Genomic DNA, 18950 nt, shown 5'->3' with positions numbered 1-18950 from the left:
CGTCGGCGCCCAACTGATCGGATTGGACTCGTCGCGGGGCTCGGCGACGATCTCGTCCGGCGGCCACAGCGGCTCGGCCTCCTGCGGCGCCACCGGCACTTGGCCCGGCACGTACACCCGGTCTCCATGATTGTTCACCACGGCCTAGCTACCTCCCTCCCACACCCGAGGATATGCCCGCCGATCGGCCTCGGGCCGGGCACGGAGGTCCCCACGTACAGCCTTCCACAACAGATCAGTGGTCGTACACCGCCCATGCCCCCGGCTCGATCCACCACGATCGCTTGCGGGTCAGGGTGCCCGTTACCCCGTCGTCCAGGAACGGAACCTCCGGATCCCGGGGCGTGACCGCGACCGCACGGCCCCGGGCCCGGCGCACCTCGAGGCGTACCGTCCGGCGGCCCCAGCGGGTCCGGGCGGCCACCGGTACGGCCACCGCGACCTCGACCGCGCCGTCGGCCGGGTCCGCCGTGGACAGCAGGCGTACCCCGCCGAGTTCGGCGTAGCCGCCCGCGTTGCCGATCGCACAGGCGAACAGCGGATCGTCGCCGGCCGACAGTACGGTGTCGTCGACCTCCACCCGGCCGCGCCAGGCCAACGGGGTGCCGGCGTCGTTGGCGGCACCGAGCAGCGCGCCGTCCAGGGTGACCGAGCCGCCGTCGTTGCGGAGCAGGTCGAGGCGGCGTACCCGACCGTCGAGTACGGCCGCAGCGACCGCTGCCGGTTCGCGGGGCAGGCCGAGTTGCCCGGCGAGGTCCCGGGGCGGGCCGGACGCCGTCGACCGGCTCGGGTCCAGCGGCAGTACGCCGATCGCCGGCAGGTCCGGCACGGTCCGGTTGTCGGCGAGGTCGGCCGGACGGCGGCTGGGCGGCGGGGCGTACCGGCGGACCAGCCGGCGCATGACGGCGCGTAACTGTGCGTCACTCGCTGTAGCGACCACGAGTCGGGTCTTGCCGTCCGGATCGGGCCAGTCGAGTCCGTCCGGCCGGGGCGGACCGTCCAGCCGGGCCAGCACCGAGTCGATCTCCCGATCCGAGTGGGCGGTCACCGTCTCGACCCGGGCGCCGCGCTCGGTGATCGCATCCGCGCAGGCCAGTACGGGTACTCGTGGAGTGTCCGCGCAGTCCGCCCGGTCGGGTGCCGCACCGGACGAACAGCAGTCGCCGCCCGCGCCGCAGCCCGCCGGGTCGTCCTCACCCGGGGCGAGGGTGAGCAGTACCACGTCGTACACCGGGAGTCGCCTCCTGCCGCCAGCCGGCCTCTGCCGGCCGGGTCGTCACTTTTTGTTAGCCTGACACCTCGGGCTCGCCACGCGGTCGCCACCTGGCACCCGAGCCCCCTGGAGGCGGGTTTAGAGATGCCGGCGATCGTGCTCATCGGGGCGCAGTGGGGCGACGAGGGCAAGGGCAAGGTTACCGACCTGCTGGGTGACCGGGTCGACTACGTCGTCCGTTACTCGGGCGGCAACAACGCCGGGCACACGGTGGTGACCCCGGACGGGCAGAAGTACGCGCTGCACCTGATGCCGTCGGGCGCGCTCTCGCCGAGCGCGATGATCGTGATCGGCAATGGAGTGGTCGTCGACCCGAAGGTGCTGATCTCCGAGATCGACGGTCTGGCCGAGCGGGGCGTGGACGTCTCCCGGCTGCGGATCTCCGGCGACGCGCACCTGATCATGCCGCACCACCGGGCGCTGGACCGGGTGGTCGAGCGCTACCTCGGTTCGTCCCGGATCGGCACCACCGGCCGGGGCATCGGCCCGGCGTACGGCGACAAGGTGGCCCGGATGGGCATCCGGGTGCAGGACCTGCTCGACCCGGGCATCCTGCGCAAGAAGCTGGAACTCGCGCTGCGGGAGAAGAACCAGATCCTGTTCAAGGTCTACAACCGCAAGGCGCTGGACGTGGACGCGGTGACCGAGGAATACCTCGGCTACGCGGAGCGGCTGCGGCCGTACATCGCGGAGACCCGGGTGATCCTCTGGGACGCCCTGGACCGGGGCGAGACGGTGCTGCTGGAGGGTGCCCAGGCCACCATGCTCGACATGGACCACGGCACGTACCCCTTCGTCACCTCGTCCAACCCGACGGTCGGCGGGGCCTGTGTCGGGGCCGGCATCCCGCCGATGGCGATCAACCAGGTGATCGGGGTGACGAAGGCGTACACCACCCGGGTCGGTTCTGGGCCGTTCCCGACCGAGCTCTTCGACGACAACGGCGCGCATCTGCGCAAGGTCGGCGCCGAGTACGGCACCACCACCGGCCGGGAGCGCCGGTGCGGCTGGTTCGACGCGGTGATCGGCCGGTACGCCGTCCGGCTCAACGGCATCACCGACCTGGTCGTCACCAAGCTCGACGTCCTCTCCGGGATGGAGAAGGTGCCGATCTGCGTCGGCTACGAGATCGACGGCAAGCGGTACGACGACATGCCGATGACGCAGACCGCGATCCACCACGCCAAGCCGATCTACGAGGAGCTGGACGGCTGGTGGGAGGACATCTCCAAGGCGCGGTCCGAGGCCGAGCTGCCGGAGAACGCCCGTCGCTATCTGGCCCGGATCGAGGAGCTGTGCCGGACCCGGGTCAGCGTGGTCGGCGTCGGCCCCGGCCGGGAGGAGAACATTGTCCGGCACGAGCTGATCCCGGCCAGAAGCTGAGCGAATCCCGCTCGGGACCCAGTTGATCCCGTCCGGAACCCGGTGATCCCGCGCGTGAGCCGGCCGAGCGTGGCCGGGAGCCGGCCGAGCGTGGCCGGGAGCGAGCGGCTGCGGGCCGGACCCGTAGGATCGGTGGTCGTGCGCGTACTACTCATCGGTGGCGGCGGGCGGGAGCATGCTCTGGCGCTCGGCCTGGCCGCCGACCCGGCCGTCGACCAGCTGATCGCCGCACCGGGCAATCCCGGCATCGCGTCGGTCGCGGAACTGCGTCCGGTGCAGGCCACCGATCCGGCGTCGGTCGCGGCGCTCGCCGTCGAGGTCCAGGCCGACCTGGTCGTGGTCGGTCCGGAGGCGCCGCTGGTCGCCGGGGTCGCCGACGCGGTACGCGCCAAGGGGATCGCCTGCTTCGGCCCGTCCGGCGCGGCGGCCCGGATCGAGGGCTCCAAGGCGTTCGCCAAGGACGTGATGGCGGCGGCCGGTGTGCCGACCGCCCGGGCCCGGACGGTCGACAACCCCGGTACCGGCGTCGGGTCCGCCCTGGTGGCGCAGGCGCTCGACGAGTTCGGCCCGCCGTACGTGGTCAAGGACGACGGACTCGCCGCCGGCAAGGGCGTGGTGGTCACCGGGGACCGGTCGGCCGCGCTCGACCACGCCGCCGCATGCGGCCGGGTCGTCGTCGAGGAATATCTGGCCGGGCCCGAGGTCTCGCTCTTCGTGGTCACCGACGGCGAGACCGCGCGGCCGCTGCTGCCGGCCCAGGACTTCAAGCGGGTCGGCGACGGCGACACCGGCCCGAACACCGGCGGCATGGGGGCGTACGCGCCACTGCCGTGGTTGCCCCCGGGCACCGTCGACGAGGTGATGGCCACGGTGGTCGAGCCGACCCTGGTTGAGATGCGACGCCGGGGCACGCCGTTCGGCGGGCTGCTCTACGTCGGGCTGGCCATCACCCGGCACGGGCCACGGGTGATCGAGTTCAACGCGCGGTTCGGCGACCCGGAGACGCAGGTCGTACTCGCGCTGCTGGAGACGCCGCTCGCCGGCCTGCTGCACGCGGCGGCCACCGGCACGCTGGCCGCGCATCCGCCACTGCGCTGGCGGTCCGGTGCGGCGGTCACCGTCGTGCTCGCCTCGGAAGGCTATCCGGACACCCCCAGGACCGGTGACGTGATCACCGGTGCCGAGCGGGCCGGGATCGTGCACGCCGGTACCGCGCGCCGCGCCTCGGACGGCGCGCTGGTCTCCGCCGGGGGCCGGGTCCTCTCCGGTACCGGCCTCGGTGCCGACCTCGACGCCGCCCGGCTGGCCGCCTACGAGCTGATCTCCGGGATCGGCCTGCCGGGAGCGCACCACCGGACCGACATCGCGGCGCTCGCCGCGGCGGGCCGGCTCGCCGCCCCCGACCGGATGGAGCCCTCGGCCGGCTGAGCCCCTCCACCACCTGCCCGCGGGTGCGGCCCGCCCCGGCACCCGCCCCGCGCGTGCTGGCACGAAACCGTGATTCGCCGATCGCACCGGGTTTCCTACCGTGAGATCACCCCCGGCCGTCGGTCTCGGGGGATCCCAGCGGCGGAGGAGCGACCATGCACAGGTACCTGACCCGGGCGGCCCTGGTCGCCCTCGGCGGCGCGATCGCGGTCGCGGCGACCGGTTGCGTGACGATCGAGACCGGTGGGTCCGCACCGGCCAGTTCGGCGCCGGCCACCGGCGACGCGGGCCTGGGCAGCGCCCCGCCGGACGAGACGGCCGCGACGCCGGCACCGACCGGCAGCCCGGCGGGGCACGGCGGCCAGCCCGGCGGTGGCGGCAACACCGGTGGCGGCAACACGGGCGGTGGCGGCAACACCGGCAGCGGTGGCAACAACAACAGCGGTACGACGGGCAAGAAGCCGAACGGCCCGACCATCGTCTACTACCGGATCAAGCAGAAGCCGCAGTGCGACCAGGGCACGAACGTCAACCGCATCCCCGGGGTACCGGTGATCCTGGAGTGGAAGGTGACCGGCACCGACAAGGTGACCCTCTCCGTCGACGGGCCCGGGATCTACGACACCTATCCGGCGGTCGGCACCGCGACCATCGACTTCCCGTGCGCGGGCATTCCCGGCGAGCACGTCAAGCACACCTACCAGCTCCGGACCGTCGGCGGCGGCGAGGTGCGGTCGAAGACCCTGACCGCCTCGGCACTGGTGCACGAGATCCCGATGGTCTAATCAGGCCCGGTGGTAGCGGCGCAGTTCCCGGGTCAGCACCTTGCCGGTCGCGTTGCGCGGCAGGGCCGGTACGAACAGTACGTCCCGGGGCACCGAGAACCGGGCGCGGTAGCGGCGGACGTACTCGCGTACCGCGTCCGGGTCGAGCGTCTCGCCCGGATGCAGCACCAGGTACGCCGCCAGCCGCTGCCCGTACGTCCGGTCCGGAACGCCGATCACCGCCACCTCGCGTACCTGGGGCAGCTTGGCGAGCAGGTTCTCCACCTCGGACGGATAGACGTTCTCGCCACCGGAGACGATCATGTCGTCGGCGCGGCCGTCCACATAGAGCAGTCCGTCGGCGTCCAGGTGGCCGAGGTCGCCGGTGTCCAGCAGCCGCCCATCGACCGGACCGCCCCGACCCTCCTGCTCCGGGCCGCCCGCCGTGTACCCCTCGAAGAGCAGCTCGTTGCCGACCAGGATCCGGCCGACCTGGCCGGTCGGGGTCGGCTCGCCGCGCCGGTCGACGATCACCAGCCGGGTGCCGTGCGGCGGCCGGCCGGCGGTGGTCGGCGCCCGGCGCAGCTCGGCCGGGGTGGCGATGGCGGCCCAGGAGACCTCGGTGGAGCCGTACAGGTTGTAGAGCACGTCGCCGTAGCGGTCCATGAACCGGGTGGCCAGCCCGCCGGGCAGCGCCGAACCGCTCACCGCGACCACCTCCAGCGGCGGTCGGGTGGCCGGCGGCGGCACCTCCAGCAGCCGCTGCACCATCACCGGTACGGCGAACAGCGCCGTGCAGGAGTGCCGTTGCACCGCCGCCAGCGCGGCCAGCGGCTCGAACCTGCGGTGCAGCACGACGGTGCCGCGCAGCGCGAAGGCCATCTGGAGCGCGGCGTACCCCCAGGTGTGGAAGAGCGGCGCGGCGATCATCATCCGGACGCCGTTGTGCAGCGGGATCCGGCCGATGATCGCGACGAGTGGGCCGAGGCCGCTCGGGGTGGGCCGGCGGGCACCCTTCGGCGTACCGGTGGTGCCGGAGGTGAGCACGATGGTCCGGCCGTCCCGGCCCGGCGGGCGCAGCTCGCCCAGCGGTGCCCCGGCGACCAGCTCCGGGTACTCCCGGTCGTCGACCCGCTCCACCTCCGCCGGCAACCCGACCACCCGGTCGAGGAACTCGGCGTCGTGCACCAGCAGCCGGATCCGTTGTTCCTCGGCGACGGTCGCGAGCTGCGCTCCGGAGAGCCCGGTGTTCACCAGTACGATGTCGGCGCCGAGCAGCCCGCCGGCGAGGGCGGTCTCCACCAGCCCGGCGTGGTTGCGGCAGAGCACCCCGATCCGGTCGCCCTCCGCGACGCCGTAGCGGGCCCGCAGCGACCGGGCCAGCCGTTCGGCCCGGTCCAGCAGCTCCCGGTAGCTGATCTCGCCGCGCTCCTCGTCGATCAGCGCGACCCGGTCCGGATCCCGGGCCGCCGCCTGGCGCAGTTCGCCGGCCAGGCTGAACCCCCAGTTCCGCAGCGCGCCGAGCTGCGCCGCGACCCGCCGGGGCGAGCCGGGCTTGAGCAGCCCGCGCCGGGTCAGCGTGGTGACGAGAAACGCGAGGTCCGAGGGCAAGGAGCGGCTCCGCTGGTTGTCGTTCTACTTCGGGGAAGGTGCCCGCCGGTCGGGGCGGCACCGGGCTCGGCCGCCGCCGCGACCGGGCTGGTCAGCGGATCTGGCGCCCGGAGATGGCCCGGGAGATGACCAGCCGCTGGATCTCCGAGGTCCCCTCGAAGATGGTGTAGATCTTGGCGTCCCGGTACCAGCGTTCGACCGGGTGCTCGCGCAGGTAGCCGGCGCCGCCGAGGATCTGCACCGCCTTCTCGGTCACCGAGACCGCCACCTCGCCGGCCTTGAGCTTGGACATCGAGCCCTCACCCGCGCTGAACGGGCGGTTGTTGCGCCCCATCCAGGCGGCCCGCCAGACCAGCAGCCGGGCGGCGTCGATCTCCATCCGCATGTCCGCGAGCTGGAACGCGATCGCCTGGTTCTCGATGATCGGCCGGCCGAACTGGACCCGCTCCTGGGCGTACGCCAGGGAGTATTCGTACGCCGCCCGGGCCACCCCGATCGCCTGGGCGCCGACGGTGGGCCGGGAGAGTTCGAAGGTACGCATCGCCGCCTGGCTGTTGCCACGCTGGCCGGAGCGGGCCCGGTCGAGCCGTTCGCGCAGTGCCTCGCGCCCGCCGAGCAGGCAGCGGCCCGGCACGCGTACCTCGTCCAAAAAGACGTCGGCGGTGTGCGAGGCGCGCAGGCCGAGCTTGCGCAGCTTCTTGGTCGCGGTCAGTCCCTCGGTACCGGGCGGCACCACGAACGCGGCCTGCCCCCGGGAGCCGAGTTCCGGCTCCACCGAGGCGGTCACCACGTGCACGGCGGCGATCCCGCCGTTGGTGGCGTACGCCTTCTGCCCGGTCAGCACCCACTCGTCGGTGGCCTCGTCGTAGCGGGCCCGGGTACGCATGGCGGAGACGTCCGACCCGGCCTCCGGCTCGGTGGTGCAGAACGCCGCCACCGCCGGCCGGTCGGTGTCGCCGTAGCACTGCGGCACCCATTCGACCAGTTGCTCGGGGGTGCCGGAGCCGTAGATCGCGGCGACCGCGAGGGTGGTGCCGAACAGCGCCATGCCGATCCCGGCGTCGCCCCAGAAGAGTTCCTCGTTGGCGAGCGGCAGGGAGAGACCGGTCGGGTCGGCCCAGCAGTTCGCGATGAACTCGAAGCCGTACAGTCCGACCTTCGCCGCCTCCTGGATCACCGGCCAGGGGGTCTCCTCGCGGGCGTCCCACTCGGCGGCGGCCGGGCGGACGATCTCGGCGGCGAAGCCGTGCACCCAGTCGCGCAGGTCCCGCTGCTCTTCGTTCAGGTCGAGCGAGAACTCGGTCACGCCGTCCCCTCGTCGTCGGTCGTCGGGTCGGTCCCCGGTGCCGGCTCGGCCGGCCCGGTGTCGGGGTCAGGCCTTCGGGATGTCGAACAGGTTGGCGATGTTGGCCGCCAGCCCGAGGTCACCCTTTGCCTTCAGCTTGCCGGTCATGAACATCATCACCGGGTTGGCGCCACCGGAAACGATCTTGAGGAACTCGACCGGGCCCATCGTGAGGGTGAGCTTCGGGTCCCGCTGCGGCGTCTCCGAGACCTGGCAGGCCCCGTTCTCGATGACGATCTCGTAGGTGTCGGAGCCGCCGTCGGGCCGGCCGGTGATGGTCCAGTGCAGGACCGTGTTGGTGTTGCCGGCCCGGTCGGCCCGGAACAGCGTCGGCATCCGGCCGAACACCGCGTCGAGCACGTTGCCGCGCAGGTCGCCGCTCATCACCTCGGCCAGCTTGTCGTCCGGGGTGGACTTGACGATCTGGGCGAACTGCTTGGGCTCGAGCGAGGCGAAGTTCGCCGGGTCGAAGTCGGTCATGCGAAGGCCCTCCGGGCTGCTGGTGATGGTCGCTTTCCGGTCAACATTATTGGTTACTCGCGCGTAACCTTACGCACGAGTAGGTAAGCTCGCAAGGTGTCGACTCCGCCCGCCTTCCGGCGGCTGCCCCGGGCCGTACGGGAGCAGCAGATGCTCGACGCCGCGGTCAAGGTCTTCTCCCGGCGCGGCTTCCACGCGGCGAGCATGGACGAGGTCGCCGACGAGGCGGGCATCTCCAAACCCATGGTCTACGCCTATCTCGGGTCCAAGGAGGAGCTTTTCACCGCCTGCCTGCACCGGGAGGGGACCCGGCTGGTGGAGGCGATCGTCGGCGCGGTCGTACCGGACGTGCCGTTCGAGGAGCGGCTCTGGCGCGGCCTGCGGGCGTTCTTCCGGTTCGTCGGGGCGCACCGGGACGGTTGGGCCGTCCTCTACCGGCAGGCCCGGGGCGAGCGGCCGTTTGCCGGCGAACTGACCGCGATGCGGAGCCGGATCATCGAGGTGGTCGCCGGGATGCTCGCCCGGGGGCTGGCCGCCGACGGCCGCGAGGTCCGCGCACCCGAGCTGGAGGTCATGGCGTACGCCCTGGTCGGTGCCGCAGAGTCGGTCGCGGACTGGTTGGCCGACCACCCCGAGGCCGACCCGGACGCGATGGCGGGCCGGATGATGGCCTTCGCCTGGACCGGCGCCGGCAACCTGCTCGCCGGCCGCCTCTGGCGACCACCGTCCGCCCCGACGGACTGACCGCTGTCCGCTCCGACGGACTGGCCACCGGCCGCCCCGACGGACTGGCCGCCATCCCTTCCGCCTCCTGGGCGGGCGCGACGCTGTCGTGAATCCGCTGCTTGACGTCTGCGGTCCAGGGTGTCAGTCTCATCTGACAGGGGGTGTCAGTCTCATCTGACGCCCGGAAAGGGAACCGGACGCATGGATCAGGCCCCGCCCTCGGGGGAGCAGTTGCTGCGGATGCTCACCGCGCTGGCCAGCCCGCACCGGCTGCGGATCGTGGCGGCCCTCGTCGAGGGCCGCAGCTACGTCAGCCAGCTCGCCCGCCGGCTGGGGATGAACCGGCCGCTGCTCTACATGCACCTCCAGCGGCTGGAGGCGGCCGGGTTGGTCGTCGGCGAACTGGAGACGGCCCGGGATGGCAGCTCGGTGAAGTACTTCGAGGTGGTGCCGTTCGCGCTGACGCTCACCCCGCAGTTGCTCGCCGACGCCGTCGCGACGCTGGGGGCGGCGGAGCCGGGAGCGGGCGGGACAGGGCAGAAGGGCCCGGCAGCGGGCGGATCGGGAGAGGACACGAGCACGTGACCACACTGTTGGCAGCCGACCTGGACATCGCGCAGACCGCCACGATCGCGTCGGCCGCGCTGGCGGTGGCGCTGGCCGCCGTCGTCGGCTTCGTCGGCCTGGGCTTCTACCGGGCCCGGCGCAGCACGGCCGGGGAGGCGGCGTACCGCGTCCTGGTCGAGCGGGTCGTCGAGGCGGAGACCCGGACGGCGGAGGCCACCGCGGCGACCGCCGAGGAACTGACCGGGCTGCGTGCCGAACTGCGCGGCACCCGCGACGAGATGACCGAGGTCAAGCAGCGCCTGGCCGAGCTGGAACGGCTGCTCAGCCAGATCGGCTGAGCACCGGCCGGCGGCACTTTCCACGGGGGAGGAAACCGAAATGAGCGACAGGCTGCGAGACGCCGTCCTGCCGGTGCTGGCGGCATTGGTCGCCCTGCCGACGGCGGTGGCTACCGGGATCGGTCCGGCGGCCGGGGCGCCGCCGCCGGAGGAGATGGTCCGGGTGGAGAGCTACCTGCGGGAGTACATGTCCGAGGTACGGACGCCCGGGCTGGCGTACGCGGTGGTGCGTGGCGAGCAGGTCGTCGGGCAGGGCGCCTGGGGCGTCGACGGGGACGGAGAACGGATCACCCCGCGTACGCCGTTCGTGCTCGGCTCGGTGACGAAGTCGTTCACCGCGCTGGCGGTGATGCAACTCGTCGAGGCCGGTCGGGTCGAGCTGGACGCACCGGTCCGCCGGTACGTCCCGTGGCTGCGACTGGCCGACGACTCGGTCGCGGCCCGGATCACCGTACGGCAACTGCTGATCCAGACCACCGGGCTGCCGCAGGTGGTGGCGATGGGGCTCACCGACCGGTACGACAACACGCCCGGCGCCCTGGCCCGCTCGGTACGGGACCTGGCGGCGGTCCGGCCGACCGCCGAGCCGGGCACGGTGCACCAGTACAGCGACGCCAACTACATGATCCTGGGCGTACTGGTCGAGGAGGTGACCGGGGAGACCTACGGCGGATACCTCCGCCGGCAGGTACTCGATCCGCTCGGGATGGTGGACTCCGCCGCCACCGCGGCCGAGGCGGCGGCGGTCGGCGTGCCGCCCGGGCACCGCTACTATTTCGGCCGCCCGCAGCGCTTCGCCCCGCCCTTCGACGGCTCGGGGGTGTCGTACGGTTTCCTGGCGGCGAGCCTGACCGACCTGACCCACTACGCCACGGCCCAGCTCGCCGACGGCCGGTACGCCGGCCGCGCGATCCTGTCGCCGCAGGGCGTCGCCCGGTTGCACGCCGGCCAGGTCCCAGCCGGCGGCGGCCGGTACGCCATGGGTTGGCGGGACGGCACGCTCGGCGATCCGGCCGAGCGGATCGTCTGGCACGCCGGGGCGACGGCCAACTCGTTCGGCCACATCCTGCTGGTACCCGGATCGGACCTGGCCGTGGTGGTGCTGGCCAACATCTACAGCCTGATGATGGACGGCCCGCTGGTCGCGGCCGCCTTCAACGTCGCCCGGATCCTGGCCGGCGGCGAGCCGGAGGTCGGGGCGGCGAGGGATCCCACCTTCACCCGACTGCTCGGCGGGCTGGTCGCGGTCGCCGTACTCCTGCTCGGCCTGCTGGTCTGGTCGGTGGTCCGGTCAGTCCGCCGGCCGGTCGGGCCGGCGCGGTCGGGCCGGCGGACCGTCGCCGGAACGCTCGGCTGGGTCGCCGGCTGCGCCGCGCTGGCCGCCGCGGTGACCCGGGTGGTCCCGGCGGCCTGGGACGGCGCCGGCCGGGCCCAGGTGCGGCTCTTCGCCCCGGACGTCGCTGACGCGACGGTGGCGGTGGCGGTGCTGGCCGGCCTGCTGGCCCTCGCCCGGGTCGGCGTCGCGGCCGTCGCTCTGACCGGCCGGTCCCGGGTGCCGGTCAAGCGGCCGCGCTACGAGGCGGTCGGCTGACCGGCCGCGCTTGCGGGGAGCGCACCGGCGGCGGAAACGGGGGTACGGGTGCTCCGGCCCGGTGGGACCGGAGCACCCGTCACGTCGCCGGTGGCGCGGGTCGGATCGGCCGACGCCGTGCCGACGGTCAGATCCGGCCGGTGCCGGCGCCGCCGGTGACGATGGACTTGACGTTGGCGGCCGGGTCGACGCTGACGCTGTACGGAAGGCTCCGGACACTGCCGCCGGCCTGGCCGCTACCCGAGTTCACGAAGTGGTTGTTCCGGGCGACCAGGGTGCCGGGGCCGGAGCTGGCCTCGCCGAGGTGGTACGGGTCGTCGGTGTTCTCGAAGTAGTTGCCCTCGACGAGCACACCGGCGCCCTCGGTCGAGGCGACGCCGTAGCCGCCGACGTTGTTGTAGTAGTTGTTGAAGACGTGCACCGGGTTGCCGAACCGGACCCGGGGGTGGCGCTGGTTGGAGCCGTCGAACCAGTTGTGGTGGTACGTCACGCGCAGCTTGCCGGAGTCCTCGCCCGCGTTGTCGTCGGAGTGGCCGAGCAGGAACGACTTGTCGTGGCCGTAGACCCGGTTCCAGGAGACGGTGGCGCAGTCCGAAGCGCGCTTGATGTCGACCGCGCCGTCGTTGCCGTTGGTGAAGCTGTTGTGGTCGATCCAGACCCGGGTCGAGTACTGCACGTTGATCGCGTCGTCGCTCCAGTTCCGGAAGTTGATGTTCCGGATGATGACGTTGCTGACGCTGGCGACGTTGAGCCCGCCACCGGTGATGGCGGCACCGCTGCCCACACCGATGATGGTCTTGTTGGCGGCGACCTTCTGCATGCCGCTGATCGACAGGCTGCCGGAGACTCGGATCACGCGCGCGCCGCTGGCCTGCATCTCGCTGACCAGTTGGCTGCCGCTGGTGACCGTCACCGGGGAGGCGTTGCCGCCGCCGGTGGTGCCGCCGCACTGGGTCGCCCAACCCTGCATGTTGAACGAGGCGGCCGACGCGCTGGGCATGGCGACCAGGGAACTGCCCACGAGCGTGGCGGCGGTGGCCGCAGCGAGCAGCGGGAGCCGGGAGAGCCGCCGGGTACGGCGGGTGGTGGATTCGGTGCTGGACACAGGAAACCTCCGAGCGGAAGTGGTCCACCCCGGCGGCCGGGTCGCGGGTGGGACGCGGACGCCGCCAGCGGTGAGTGGACGGTGCGGCCGGCGGGTCCGGACCGCACTGGGGACGGGAGCTGGAAAGCGCTTTCCAGCATCAAGCGAAGACTATCGATGTGCATCAGTCGTGTCAACGACAAATCTCGATGTTTGTTCCGTCCTGTCGGGCTTGGCCCGAGAGAGTGATCAGTCCGGATCACCCGCATCAGTCCTGGGTCGCGGCGACCCCGACCAGTCCTGGGGCCCGTCCGGATCAGTCCCGGGGCGCGGCCACCTCGCCGAGCAGGTAGGGACGGCCGCGCGACGGATCGTGCAGCCCGAAGCTCCAGCCCGGGGTCGCGGAGAACGCGACCGTCCCGGGCAGCGGCACGGGCAGCTTGAACGCCACGTCCACGGTGTACGCGTCGGGCAGCCGTCCCTCCAGCGCGGCCAGGCACCGGGCCTTGCTCCACATGCCGTGCGCGATCGGCCGGGGGAAGCCGAACAGCCGGGCGGCGATCCGCGAGGTGTGGATCGGGTTGTGGTCGCCGGAGACCCGGGCGTAGTCCCGGCCCACCCGGGAGTCCACCCGCCACAGCGCGGTCGGGGCCGGCGGGGCCGGTCGCTCCGTGGCGTCGCGTCGGCCGCCGTCGGCCGCCGTACGCTCCCGCCGCAAGTACGTCGACACGCCGCGCCACACCACCTCCCCGCCGGCCGAGGCGGTGCAGACCACGTCGAACTGCCGGCCCCGGTCGTGCGGGCGCAGGTCGACGGCGCGGACCGCGAGGTCCAGCGGCTCCGCCGCGTCCACGCGGCGGTAGGTGGTGATCCGGTTCGCCACGTGCACCAGGCCGACCATGGGCAGCGGAAACTCCGGTGCGCTCATCAGGCGCAGGGCCAGCGGGAAGGCGAGTACGTGCGGATAGGTCGGCGGCAGCGCGTCGGCGAGCCGGAACCCGCACACCCGGTCGTACGCCGCCAGGTGCTCCCGGTCGACCGCGACTTCCCGGACCAGCAGTTCGGTCTCGGGGAGCCGGTCGGCGCGCCGGGCCGGACCGAACCTCGGGGCCAGCCCGATCGCCGCCCGCCGGTAGAGCGGCCCGGCGGCCGGCAGCGCCGCCAACTCGACCCCGGACTTCTCCGGCGCTCTCCCGGGCTCGCCGTGCGGCCCCTCGGTGGCGTTCGGCAGCTCGGACATCAGGCCCCCAGCAGGCTCTGGCCGCAGACCCGCACCACGTTGCCGGTGACGCCGGCCGAGCCGGGCGAGGCGAACCAGGCGATGGCCTGTGCGACGTCGACCGGCAGGCCGCCCTGCGCCATGCTGTTCATCCGCCGGCCGGCCTCGCGGAGCACCAGCGGGATCCGGGCGGTCAGCCGGGTCTCGATGAAGCCCGGTGCGACCGCGTTGACGGTGATGCCGCGCTCGGCGAGCACCGGAGCCATCGAGTGCACCAGGCCGATCACCCCGGCCTTCGAGGTCGCGTAGTTGGTCTGGCCCCGGTTGCCGGCGATCCCGGCGATCGAGGAGACTCCGATCAGACGCCCGCCGCGCGGGATCAACTCGCGGTCCAGCAGTACGTCGTTGATCCGCTCCTGGCTGGTGAGGTTGACCTCCAGCACCGAGTCCCACCAGTCCGGGCTCATCCGGCCCAGCGTCTTGTCCCGGGTGATCCCGGCGTTGTGCACCAGCACGTCCACCCGGCCGTGCCGGTCGGCCAGGTGGTCGGCGAGCCGCAGCGGCGCGTCGGGTGCGGTCAGGTCGAGCTGTACCGCCGTACCGCCGACGGCGTTGGCGACCTCGGCGAGCGCGTCACCGGCCGCCGGTACGTCCAGCGCCACCACCTGGGCACCGTCGGCCGCCAGTACCTCGGCGACCTTCGCCCCGATCCCCCGGGCGGCCCCGGTGACCAGCGCGATCCGGCCCTCCAACGGGCGGGCCCAGTCGACCTCCGGCACCTCGGCCGGGCCGATCCGGACCACCTGCCCGGAGACGTACGCCGAGCGGCCGGAGAGCAGGAAGCGCAGGGTCGACTCGACGGCCCGTTCGGCACCCGGCACGACGTAGACGAGCTGCGCGGTCGTACCCCGGCCGAACTCCTTGCCGATGCTCCGGGTCAGCCCTTCGAGGGCGCGCTGCGCGGTCGCCTCCCGGGGCGTGCCGCAGGACTCCGGCGGGGTGCCGAAGACGACCACCCGGCCGGACGGGCGCAGCGCCCGGGCCAGCGGGTGGAAGAAGTCGAAGAGCGCGCGCAGCCCCGAGGAGTCGGTGATGCCGGTGGCGTCGTAGAGCAGGGCGGCCTGTGGCGGCACCCGGCCCGCACCGTCGCCCGGCTTTGTCGCGGTGGCGCCCGGGTCGGTCGGGGTGGCGGTCGCGGTCGGGCCGGTCGCGGTGGCCGCCGGGTCGGTGATCTCGACGCCGGCCGAGGTGAGCAGCTTGGCCAGCGGTTCGACCAGGCGGCCGCCGGAGGCGGCGTCGAGGCGTACCGGGCCGTGCGTCAGCGGGTCGCCGGGGTGGTAGCGGCGCAGCTTGGGCGGGTCGGGCAGGCCGAGGCGCTTGACCAGCGCCCGGCCGGGACCGGTGTGGGCGAAGCTCGCGTACCTGTCGCTCATGACCGTAGCCTACTCGCGGGTAAGGTAGGAACAACCCTGCGTTCTGGAGGCGTCACCATGGAAGCCGTACGTCGCGTCGCGGTCCTCGGAGGCAACCGGATCCCGTTCGCCCGCTCAGGCGGGCGGTACGCCAAGGCGTCCAACCAGGACATGCTGACCGCCGCCCTGGACGGGTTGATCGCCCGGTTCGGCCTGGCCGGCGAGCGGCTCGGCGAGGTGGCCGCCGGTGCGGTACTCAAGCACTCGAAGGACTTCAACCTCACCCGGGAGGTGGTGCTCGGCTCCCGGCTCGACCCGCGCACCCCGGCGTACGACCTCCAGCAGGCCTGCGGCACCGGCCTGGAGGCGACGATCCTGGTCGCCAACAAGATCGCGCTCGGCCAGCTTGAGGTCGGGGTCGCCGGTGGCGTGGACACCACCTCGGACGCGCCGCTGGCGGTCAACGAGGATCTGCGGCGCACCCTGCTGGAGATCAACGCCGCCCGTACCCTGGGCGGGCGCCTGAAGGCCGCCACCCGGTTGCGCCCCGGCCAACCGTTCCGGCCGGAGATCCCGCGCAACGCGGAGCCGCGTACCGGGCTGTCGATGGGGGAGCACGCGGCGATCACCGCCCGGCGGTGGAACGTCGACCGGCAGGCCCAGGACGAGTTGGCGGTCCGCTCGCACCAGCGGCTCGCCGCCGCGTACGACCGCGGGTTCTTCGACGACCTGGTCACGCCGTACCTCGGGCTGACCCGGGACCAGAACCTCCGACCCGACACCAGCGTGGAGAAGCTCGGCAGGCTCAAGCCGGTCTTCGGTACCCGGGGACCGGACGCCGAGCACGCCAGCATGACCGCCGGCAACTCCTCCCCGCTCACCGACGGGGCGTCGACTGTGCTGCTCGCCTCCGAGGAGTGGGCCAAGGCACACAACCTGCCGGTACTGGCCTGGTTCGGCCCGTCGGCGACCGCCGCGGTCGACTTCGTACACGGTGACGAGGGGCTGCTGATGGCCCCCGCGTACGCCGTGCCCCGGCTGCTCGCCCGGGCCGGGCTGACCCTGGCCGACTTCGACTACATCGAGATCCACGAGGCGTTCGCCTCGCAGGTGCTGGCCACCCTGGCCGCCTGGGAATCGCCGGAGTTCTGCACGGACCGGCTCGGCCTGGACGCCCCGCTGGGATCGATCGACCCCGCGAAGCTGAACGTCAACGGCTCGTCGCTGGCCGCCGGCCACCCGTTCGCCGCGACCGGCGGCCGGATCGTGGCCACCCTGGCCAAGCTGCTCGCCGAGCGCGGCTCGGGGCGCGGGCTGATCTCGATCTGCGCGGCCGGCGGTCAGGGCGTGGTGGCGATCCTGGAACGCTGAGCGGGCGCCGTCATCCGTGCCGAGTCCGGCCGCCCGGTCGAGGTGTCGATCCTGATCAAGGGCAGCCACGTGCACGAACTCCAGTACCGCCAGGGCATCCCGGCGGAGACCGTCAGATCGGTGACCTGGAGGCCAGAGGCGTTACCGGGGAGCCATAACGCCTCTGGCGTCCAGGTCTCGGTCGTGAGGCTGTCCGGGGGCAGTGGTCTGCGGTTGTGGCCGCGGCGGGAGCGCAAGCGGGGCAGCTCGACAGTCTCGTAGACGGGCAACGCCACCCCTCGCCGAACCGGCAACGCCGGCAGCCTCGTCGCCGGGCAGTCGGGCCGACTGACCCGGAATTGCCGGAATCGGCAACTCCTGGGTGGACGGCGCGGCGTTCTTCGCACCCGTTGCCGACGGCCGGTACGGTCGCGGTGGCCGGACAGGCGAGCAGCGGGGGCATACGCGATGGGCTATCCAGGGCAATCATCCGGGACGGTGCCGGTTCCGCCGGCCGGGCAGTATCCGGCTCCGCAGGCTGGAGCGGGCTCGGCGGGGCGTGCGCTGCTCGGCCTGGCGCTGCTGCTGCCGGCGCTGATCGCGCTGATCTGGTCGTACGTCGTACCGACCGCCTCCACCGTACTGACCAGCTTCCGGCACGAGAACCTCTTCAGCGAGCCCCGATCGGCCGGGATCGAGAACTATCAGGCGGTCTTCGAAGACGGGTTCCTGGGCCAGCTCGGGTTGGCACTGCTGCTCGGTCTGCTGCCGCTCGCGTTTGCGTTGCTGGTCGCGCCGCTGCTGGCGCTGGTCGCCGACCGGGCCGGCCGGCTGGGTCGGCTGCTCACCCGGGCGGTGCTGGCCGTGCCGATCGCCGGGTACGCCCCGGTCGCGGTGTTCCTCGGCTGGCGGCTGCGGCTGGCCGAGTCGGGCTCGCTCGCCGACGGCGCGCGGTTCGAGCTGACCTGGGTACTCGCGGCGACCTCGTTCGGGCTGGTGGTGGCGGTCGCCGCGACGGCATTCCTGAGTGCGCTGCGGCAGCGGGAACGGGGCCGTTGGCCGACTCCGGCCCTGCTCACCGTCGGTGGGCTGGTCGGCTTGGCCGTGCTCGCCCTGTCACTCCAGATCTTCACCGCACCGGCGCTGCTCACCAACGGCGGGCCGGCGCGTTCGACCATGACACCGGTCCTCGGGACGATGCAGACGAGCTTCACCACCTTCCGGCTCGGCCTGGGTGCGGCCACCGCCACGCTGCTGCTGGTCGTACTCGGCGGGCTCGGGCTCGCCGCGACCGGGTTGCTGCTGACCAGCCGTACCCGGATCGAGTTCGACGGTTGGCGGGACCGGCCCGGCGGCCCGCCGGCTCCGGTGCGCGGCCACTCCGCTGTCCACCTCGGAATCGTCATCGCGGCGCTGGTCGTCGTGCTCGGGGTCTTCGGCTGGGCCTCCGCGCCCTGGCTGCGGCATGCCTTCACCGGGGCCGACCTGCCCGGCGGGGTCAGCACGGCGGGCGTACTCGTCAACACCTGGCTGCCACCGTTCGTCTCGGCGCTGGTGTCGGTCGGGCTGGCGGCGGTGGCCGGGTTCGGCATCGGGGCGCTGCGCCCGCTCGGCCGGTGGAGCGAGTTGCTCCTCCTGCCGTTCGCGCCGTGGCTCTTCGTCGGCATCGGTCCACTGGCCGTCGCCGGGTTCAAGCGGGTCAGCGAAAACGACCAGGTCAACACGTTCCTCGGGATGATCCCGCCGGTCTGGCTCAGCGTACCGGCGCTGTTCGTCTTCACCCTGCTGTTCCGGGGACAGCAGCAGAAGTGGCGGGCCGGCGGGGACGGCGTCCGTACCCTGCTGCTGCCGGCACTGCCGATGCTGGCCGTCGCGCTCCTGCTGACCTGGCTGTTCAGCGCCGAGCAGCCGTTGTGGGCCCGCCTGGTCACGTCCGACCCGGAGAACGCGTCGGCCCCGTTGCTGGCCGAGATGCTGATGGCCGAGTTCGGCAACCGGGGCACCGGCTTCCTGGGCCTGGTCCTGCCGCTGCCGTTGCTCGTGTTGTTCCTACTGGCGTTCGCCGGGCTCCAGATCGGTTACCTGGACCGGCTGGCGATCCGGGTGGGCCGGTCAGCCGCCGAGCCGGCGCAGCAGCCCGGTCCGCCGCCGCAGCAGCCCGGTCCGCCGCCGCCGCACGTCGGGTTCGCCGGCCAGCCGGTGCCCGCACAGCCGTACGCTGCCCCGACCCAGCCGTACCCGGCGCCGTCGTACGGAGTGCCGCCGTCGCCGTACCCGCCCCAGTCATCCCAGTCGCCCTGGGCCGCACAGACCGAGCCGCCGTCGACGGGGAAGGCGGAGTAGCGCCGCGCCCGATTGCCTACCCGTGTTGCCCAGAGG

The 18950-nt window shown here is 72.9% G+C and carries 16 protein-coding genes and 1 pseudogene; 10 read left to right on the top strand and 7 right to left on the bottom strand.

Translation table 11 applies throughout. From position 1 onward, the window contains the following. Positions 1-235: 235 nt before the first annotated feature. Complete coding sequence (locus tag AAH979_RS11415) at positions 236-1231, bottom strand: hypothetical protein (protein ID WP_346258052.1); 996 nt, start codon at positions 1229-1231, stop codon at positions 236-238. 126 nt (positions 1232-1357) lie between these two features. On the opposite strand from AAH979_RS11415, the gene AAH979_RS11410 reads away from it, so the two are divergent. The 3 genes from AAH979_RS11410 (at position 1358) to AAH979_RS11400 (ending at position 4869) form a co-directional block, all read left to right on the top strand. Continuing rightward, entirely contained in the window at positions 1358-2656 is a 1299-nt protein-coding gene (locus AAH979_RS11410; protein WP_346258051.1) for an adenylosuccinate synthase, read from the top strand. Between the two features lie 138 nt (positions 2657-2794). Beyond that, complete coding sequence (gene purD / locus AAH979_RS11405) at positions 2795-4084, top strand: phosphoribosylamine--glycine ligase (protein WP_346258050.1); 1290 nt, start codon at positions 2795-2797, stop codon at positions 4082-4084. Between the two features lie 155 nt (positions 4085-4239). Further along, complete coding sequence (locus tag AAH979_RS11400; protein ID WP_346258049.1) at positions 4240-4869, top strand: hypothetical protein; 630 nt, start codon at positions 4240-4242, stop codon at positions 4867-4869. Here the strand turns inward: AAH979_RS11400 and AAH979_RS11395 are convergent, their stop codons facing one another. The 3 genes from AAH979_RS11395 to AAH979_RS11385 form a co-directional block, all read right to left on the bottom strand. Then, positions 4870-6459 carry an AMP-binding protein gene (locus tag AAH979_RS11395; protein WP_346258048.1) on the bottom strand — a complete coding sequence of 530 codons (1590 nt, stop codon included), beginning with the start codon at positions 6457-6459 and terminating at the stop codon, positions 4870-4872. Positions 6460-6550: 91 nt separating this feature from the next. Next, complete coding sequence (locus tag AAH979_RS11390) at positions 6551-7765, bottom strand: acyl-CoA dehydrogenase family protein (RefSeq protein ID WP_346258047.1); 1215 nt, start codon at positions 7763-7765, stop codon at positions 6551-6553. Positions 7766-7831: 66 nt separating this feature from the next. Continuing rightward, positions 7832-8284: an SCP2 sterol-binding domain-containing protein gene (locus AAH979_RS11385; protein ID WP_346258046.1), complete on the bottom strand. Its 453-nt coding sequence runs from the start codon at positions 8282-8284 to the stop codon at positions 7832-7834. Positions 8285-8380: 96 nt separating this feature from the next. Between AAH979_RS11385 and AAH979_RS11380 the strand changes: the two genes are divergently transcribed. From AAH979_RS11380 to AAH979_RS11365, 4 genes are all read left to right on the top strand, one after another. Further along, positions 8381-9028 (top strand): TetR/AcrR family transcriptional regulator, encoded by a 648-nt coding sequence (locus AAH979_RS11380; RefSeq protein ID WP_346258045.1) that lies wholly within the window; start codon positions 8381-8383, stop codon positions 9026-9028. Positions 9029-9211: 183 nt separating this feature from the next. Further along, the gene (locus AAH979_RS11375) at positions 9212-9595 is read left to right on the top strand and encodes a winged helix-turn-helix domain-containing protein (RefSeq protein WP_346258044.1); all 384 of its coding nucleotides are present in this window, start codon (positions 9212-9214) and stop codon (positions 9593-9595) included. Then, positions 9592-9915, top strand: a complete 324-nt coding sequence (locus tag AAH979_RS11370; RefSeq protein WP_346258043.1) for a hypothetical protein — start codon at positions 9592-9594, stop codon at positions 9913-9915. The genes AAH979_RS11375 and AAH979_RS11370 overlap by 4 nt, the downstream gene beginning before the upstream one ends. A gap of 40 nt (positions 9916-9955) precedes the next feature. After that, positions 9956-11506 (top strand): serine hydrolase domain-containing protein, encoded by a 1551-nt coding sequence (locus AAH979_RS11365; protein ID WP_346258042.1) that lies wholly within the window; start codon positions 9956-9958, stop codon positions 11504-11506. 127 nt (positions 11507-11633) lie between these two features. Here the strand turns inward: AAH979_RS11365 and AAH979_RS11360 are convergent, their stop codons facing one another. The 3 genes from AAH979_RS11360 to AAH979_RS11350 form a co-directional block, all read right to left on the bottom strand. Further along, on the bottom strand, positions 11634-12611 hold the full coding sequence (locus AAH979_RS11360) for a right-handed parallel beta-helix repeat-containing protein (RefSeq protein WP_346258041.1): 978 nt from the start codon (positions 12609-12611) through the stop codon (positions 11634-11636). A 295-nt stretch (positions 12612-12906) separates the two neighbouring features. Next, positions 12907-13830 carry a MaoC/PaaZ C-terminal domain-containing protein gene (locus tag AAH979_RS11355; RefSeq protein ID WP_346258040.1) on the bottom strand — a complete coding sequence of 308 codons (924 nt, stop codon included), beginning with the start codon at positions 13828-13830 and terminating at the stop codon, positions 12907-12909. Further along, positions 13830-15242: a 3-oxoacyl-ACP reductase gene (locus AAH979_RS11350; RefSeq protein ID WP_346258039.1), complete on the bottom strand. Its 1413-nt coding sequence runs from the start codon at positions 15240-15242 to the stop codon at positions 13830-13832. Before AAH979_RS11350 ends, AAH979_RS11355 begins: the two co-directional genes overlap by 1 nt. Before the next feature lie 57 nt (positions 15243-15299). On the opposite strand from AAH979_RS11350, the gene AAH979_RS11345 reads away from it, so the two are divergent. The 3 genes and pseudogenes from AAH979_RS11345 (at position 15300) to AAH979_RS11335 (ending at position 18914) form a co-directional block, all read left to right on the top strand. Beyond that, positions 15300-16592 (top strand): acetyl-CoA C-acetyltransferase, encoded by a 1293-nt coding sequence (locus tag AAH979_RS11345; protein WP_346258038.1) that lies wholly within the window; start codon positions 15300-15302, stop codon positions 16590-16592. 9 nt (positions 16593-16601) lie between these two features. Beyond that, positions 16602-16688, top strand: a pseudogene (locus AAH979_RS11340) (GntR family transcriptional regulator); the annotation flags it as partial. Positions 16689-17069: 381 nt separating this feature from the next. After that, positions 17070-18914, top strand: a complete 1845-nt coding sequence (locus AAH979_RS11335) for a sugar ABC transporter permease (RefSeq protein ID WP_346258037.1) — start codon at positions 17070-17072, stop codon at positions 18912-18914. Positions 18915-18950 lie beyond the last annotated feature (36 nt).

Origin of the sequence: Plantactinospora sp. ZYX-F-223, assembly GCF_039649625.1 — a bacterium.
GTDB lineage: Bacteria > Actinomycetota > Actinomycetes > Mycobacteriales > Micromonosporaceae > Plantactinospora.
This window is presented reverse-complemented; position numbering and strand designations above follow the sequence as displayed.

Coding starts and splice junctions, on each gene's coding strand:
- AAH979_RS11410 (WP_346258051.1), top strand. CDS start 1,358: ATGCCGGCGATCGTGCTCATCGGGGCGCAGTGGGGCGACGAGGGCAAG.
- AAH979_RS11400 (WP_346258049.1), top strand. CDS start 4,240: ATGCACAGGTACCTGACCCGGGCGGCCCTGGTCGCCCTCGGCGGCGCG.
- AAH979_RS11385 (WP_346258046.1), bottom strand. CDS start 8,284: ATGACCGACTTCGACCCGGCGAACTTCGCCTCGCTCGAGCCCAAGCAG.
- AAH979_RS11375 (WP_346258044.1), top strand. CDS start 9,212: ATGGATCAGGCCCCGCCCTCGGGGGAGCAGTTGCTGCGGATGCTCACC.
- AAH979_RS11365 (WP_346258042.1), top strand. CDS start 9,956: ATGAGCGACAGGCTGCGAGACGCCGTCCTGCCGGTGCTGGCGGCATTG.
- AAH979_RS11355 (WP_346258040.1), bottom strand. CDS start 13,830: ATGTCCGAGCTGCCGAACGCCACCGAGGGGCCGCACGGCGAGCCCGGG.
- AAH979_RS11350 (WP_346258039.1), bottom strand. CDS start 15,242: ATGAGCGACAGGTACGCGAGCTTCGCCCACACCGGTCCCGGCCGGGCG.
- AAH979_RS11345 (WP_346258038.1), top strand. CDS start 15,300: ATGGAAGCCGTACGTCGCGTCGCGGTCCTCGGAGGCAACCGGATCCCG.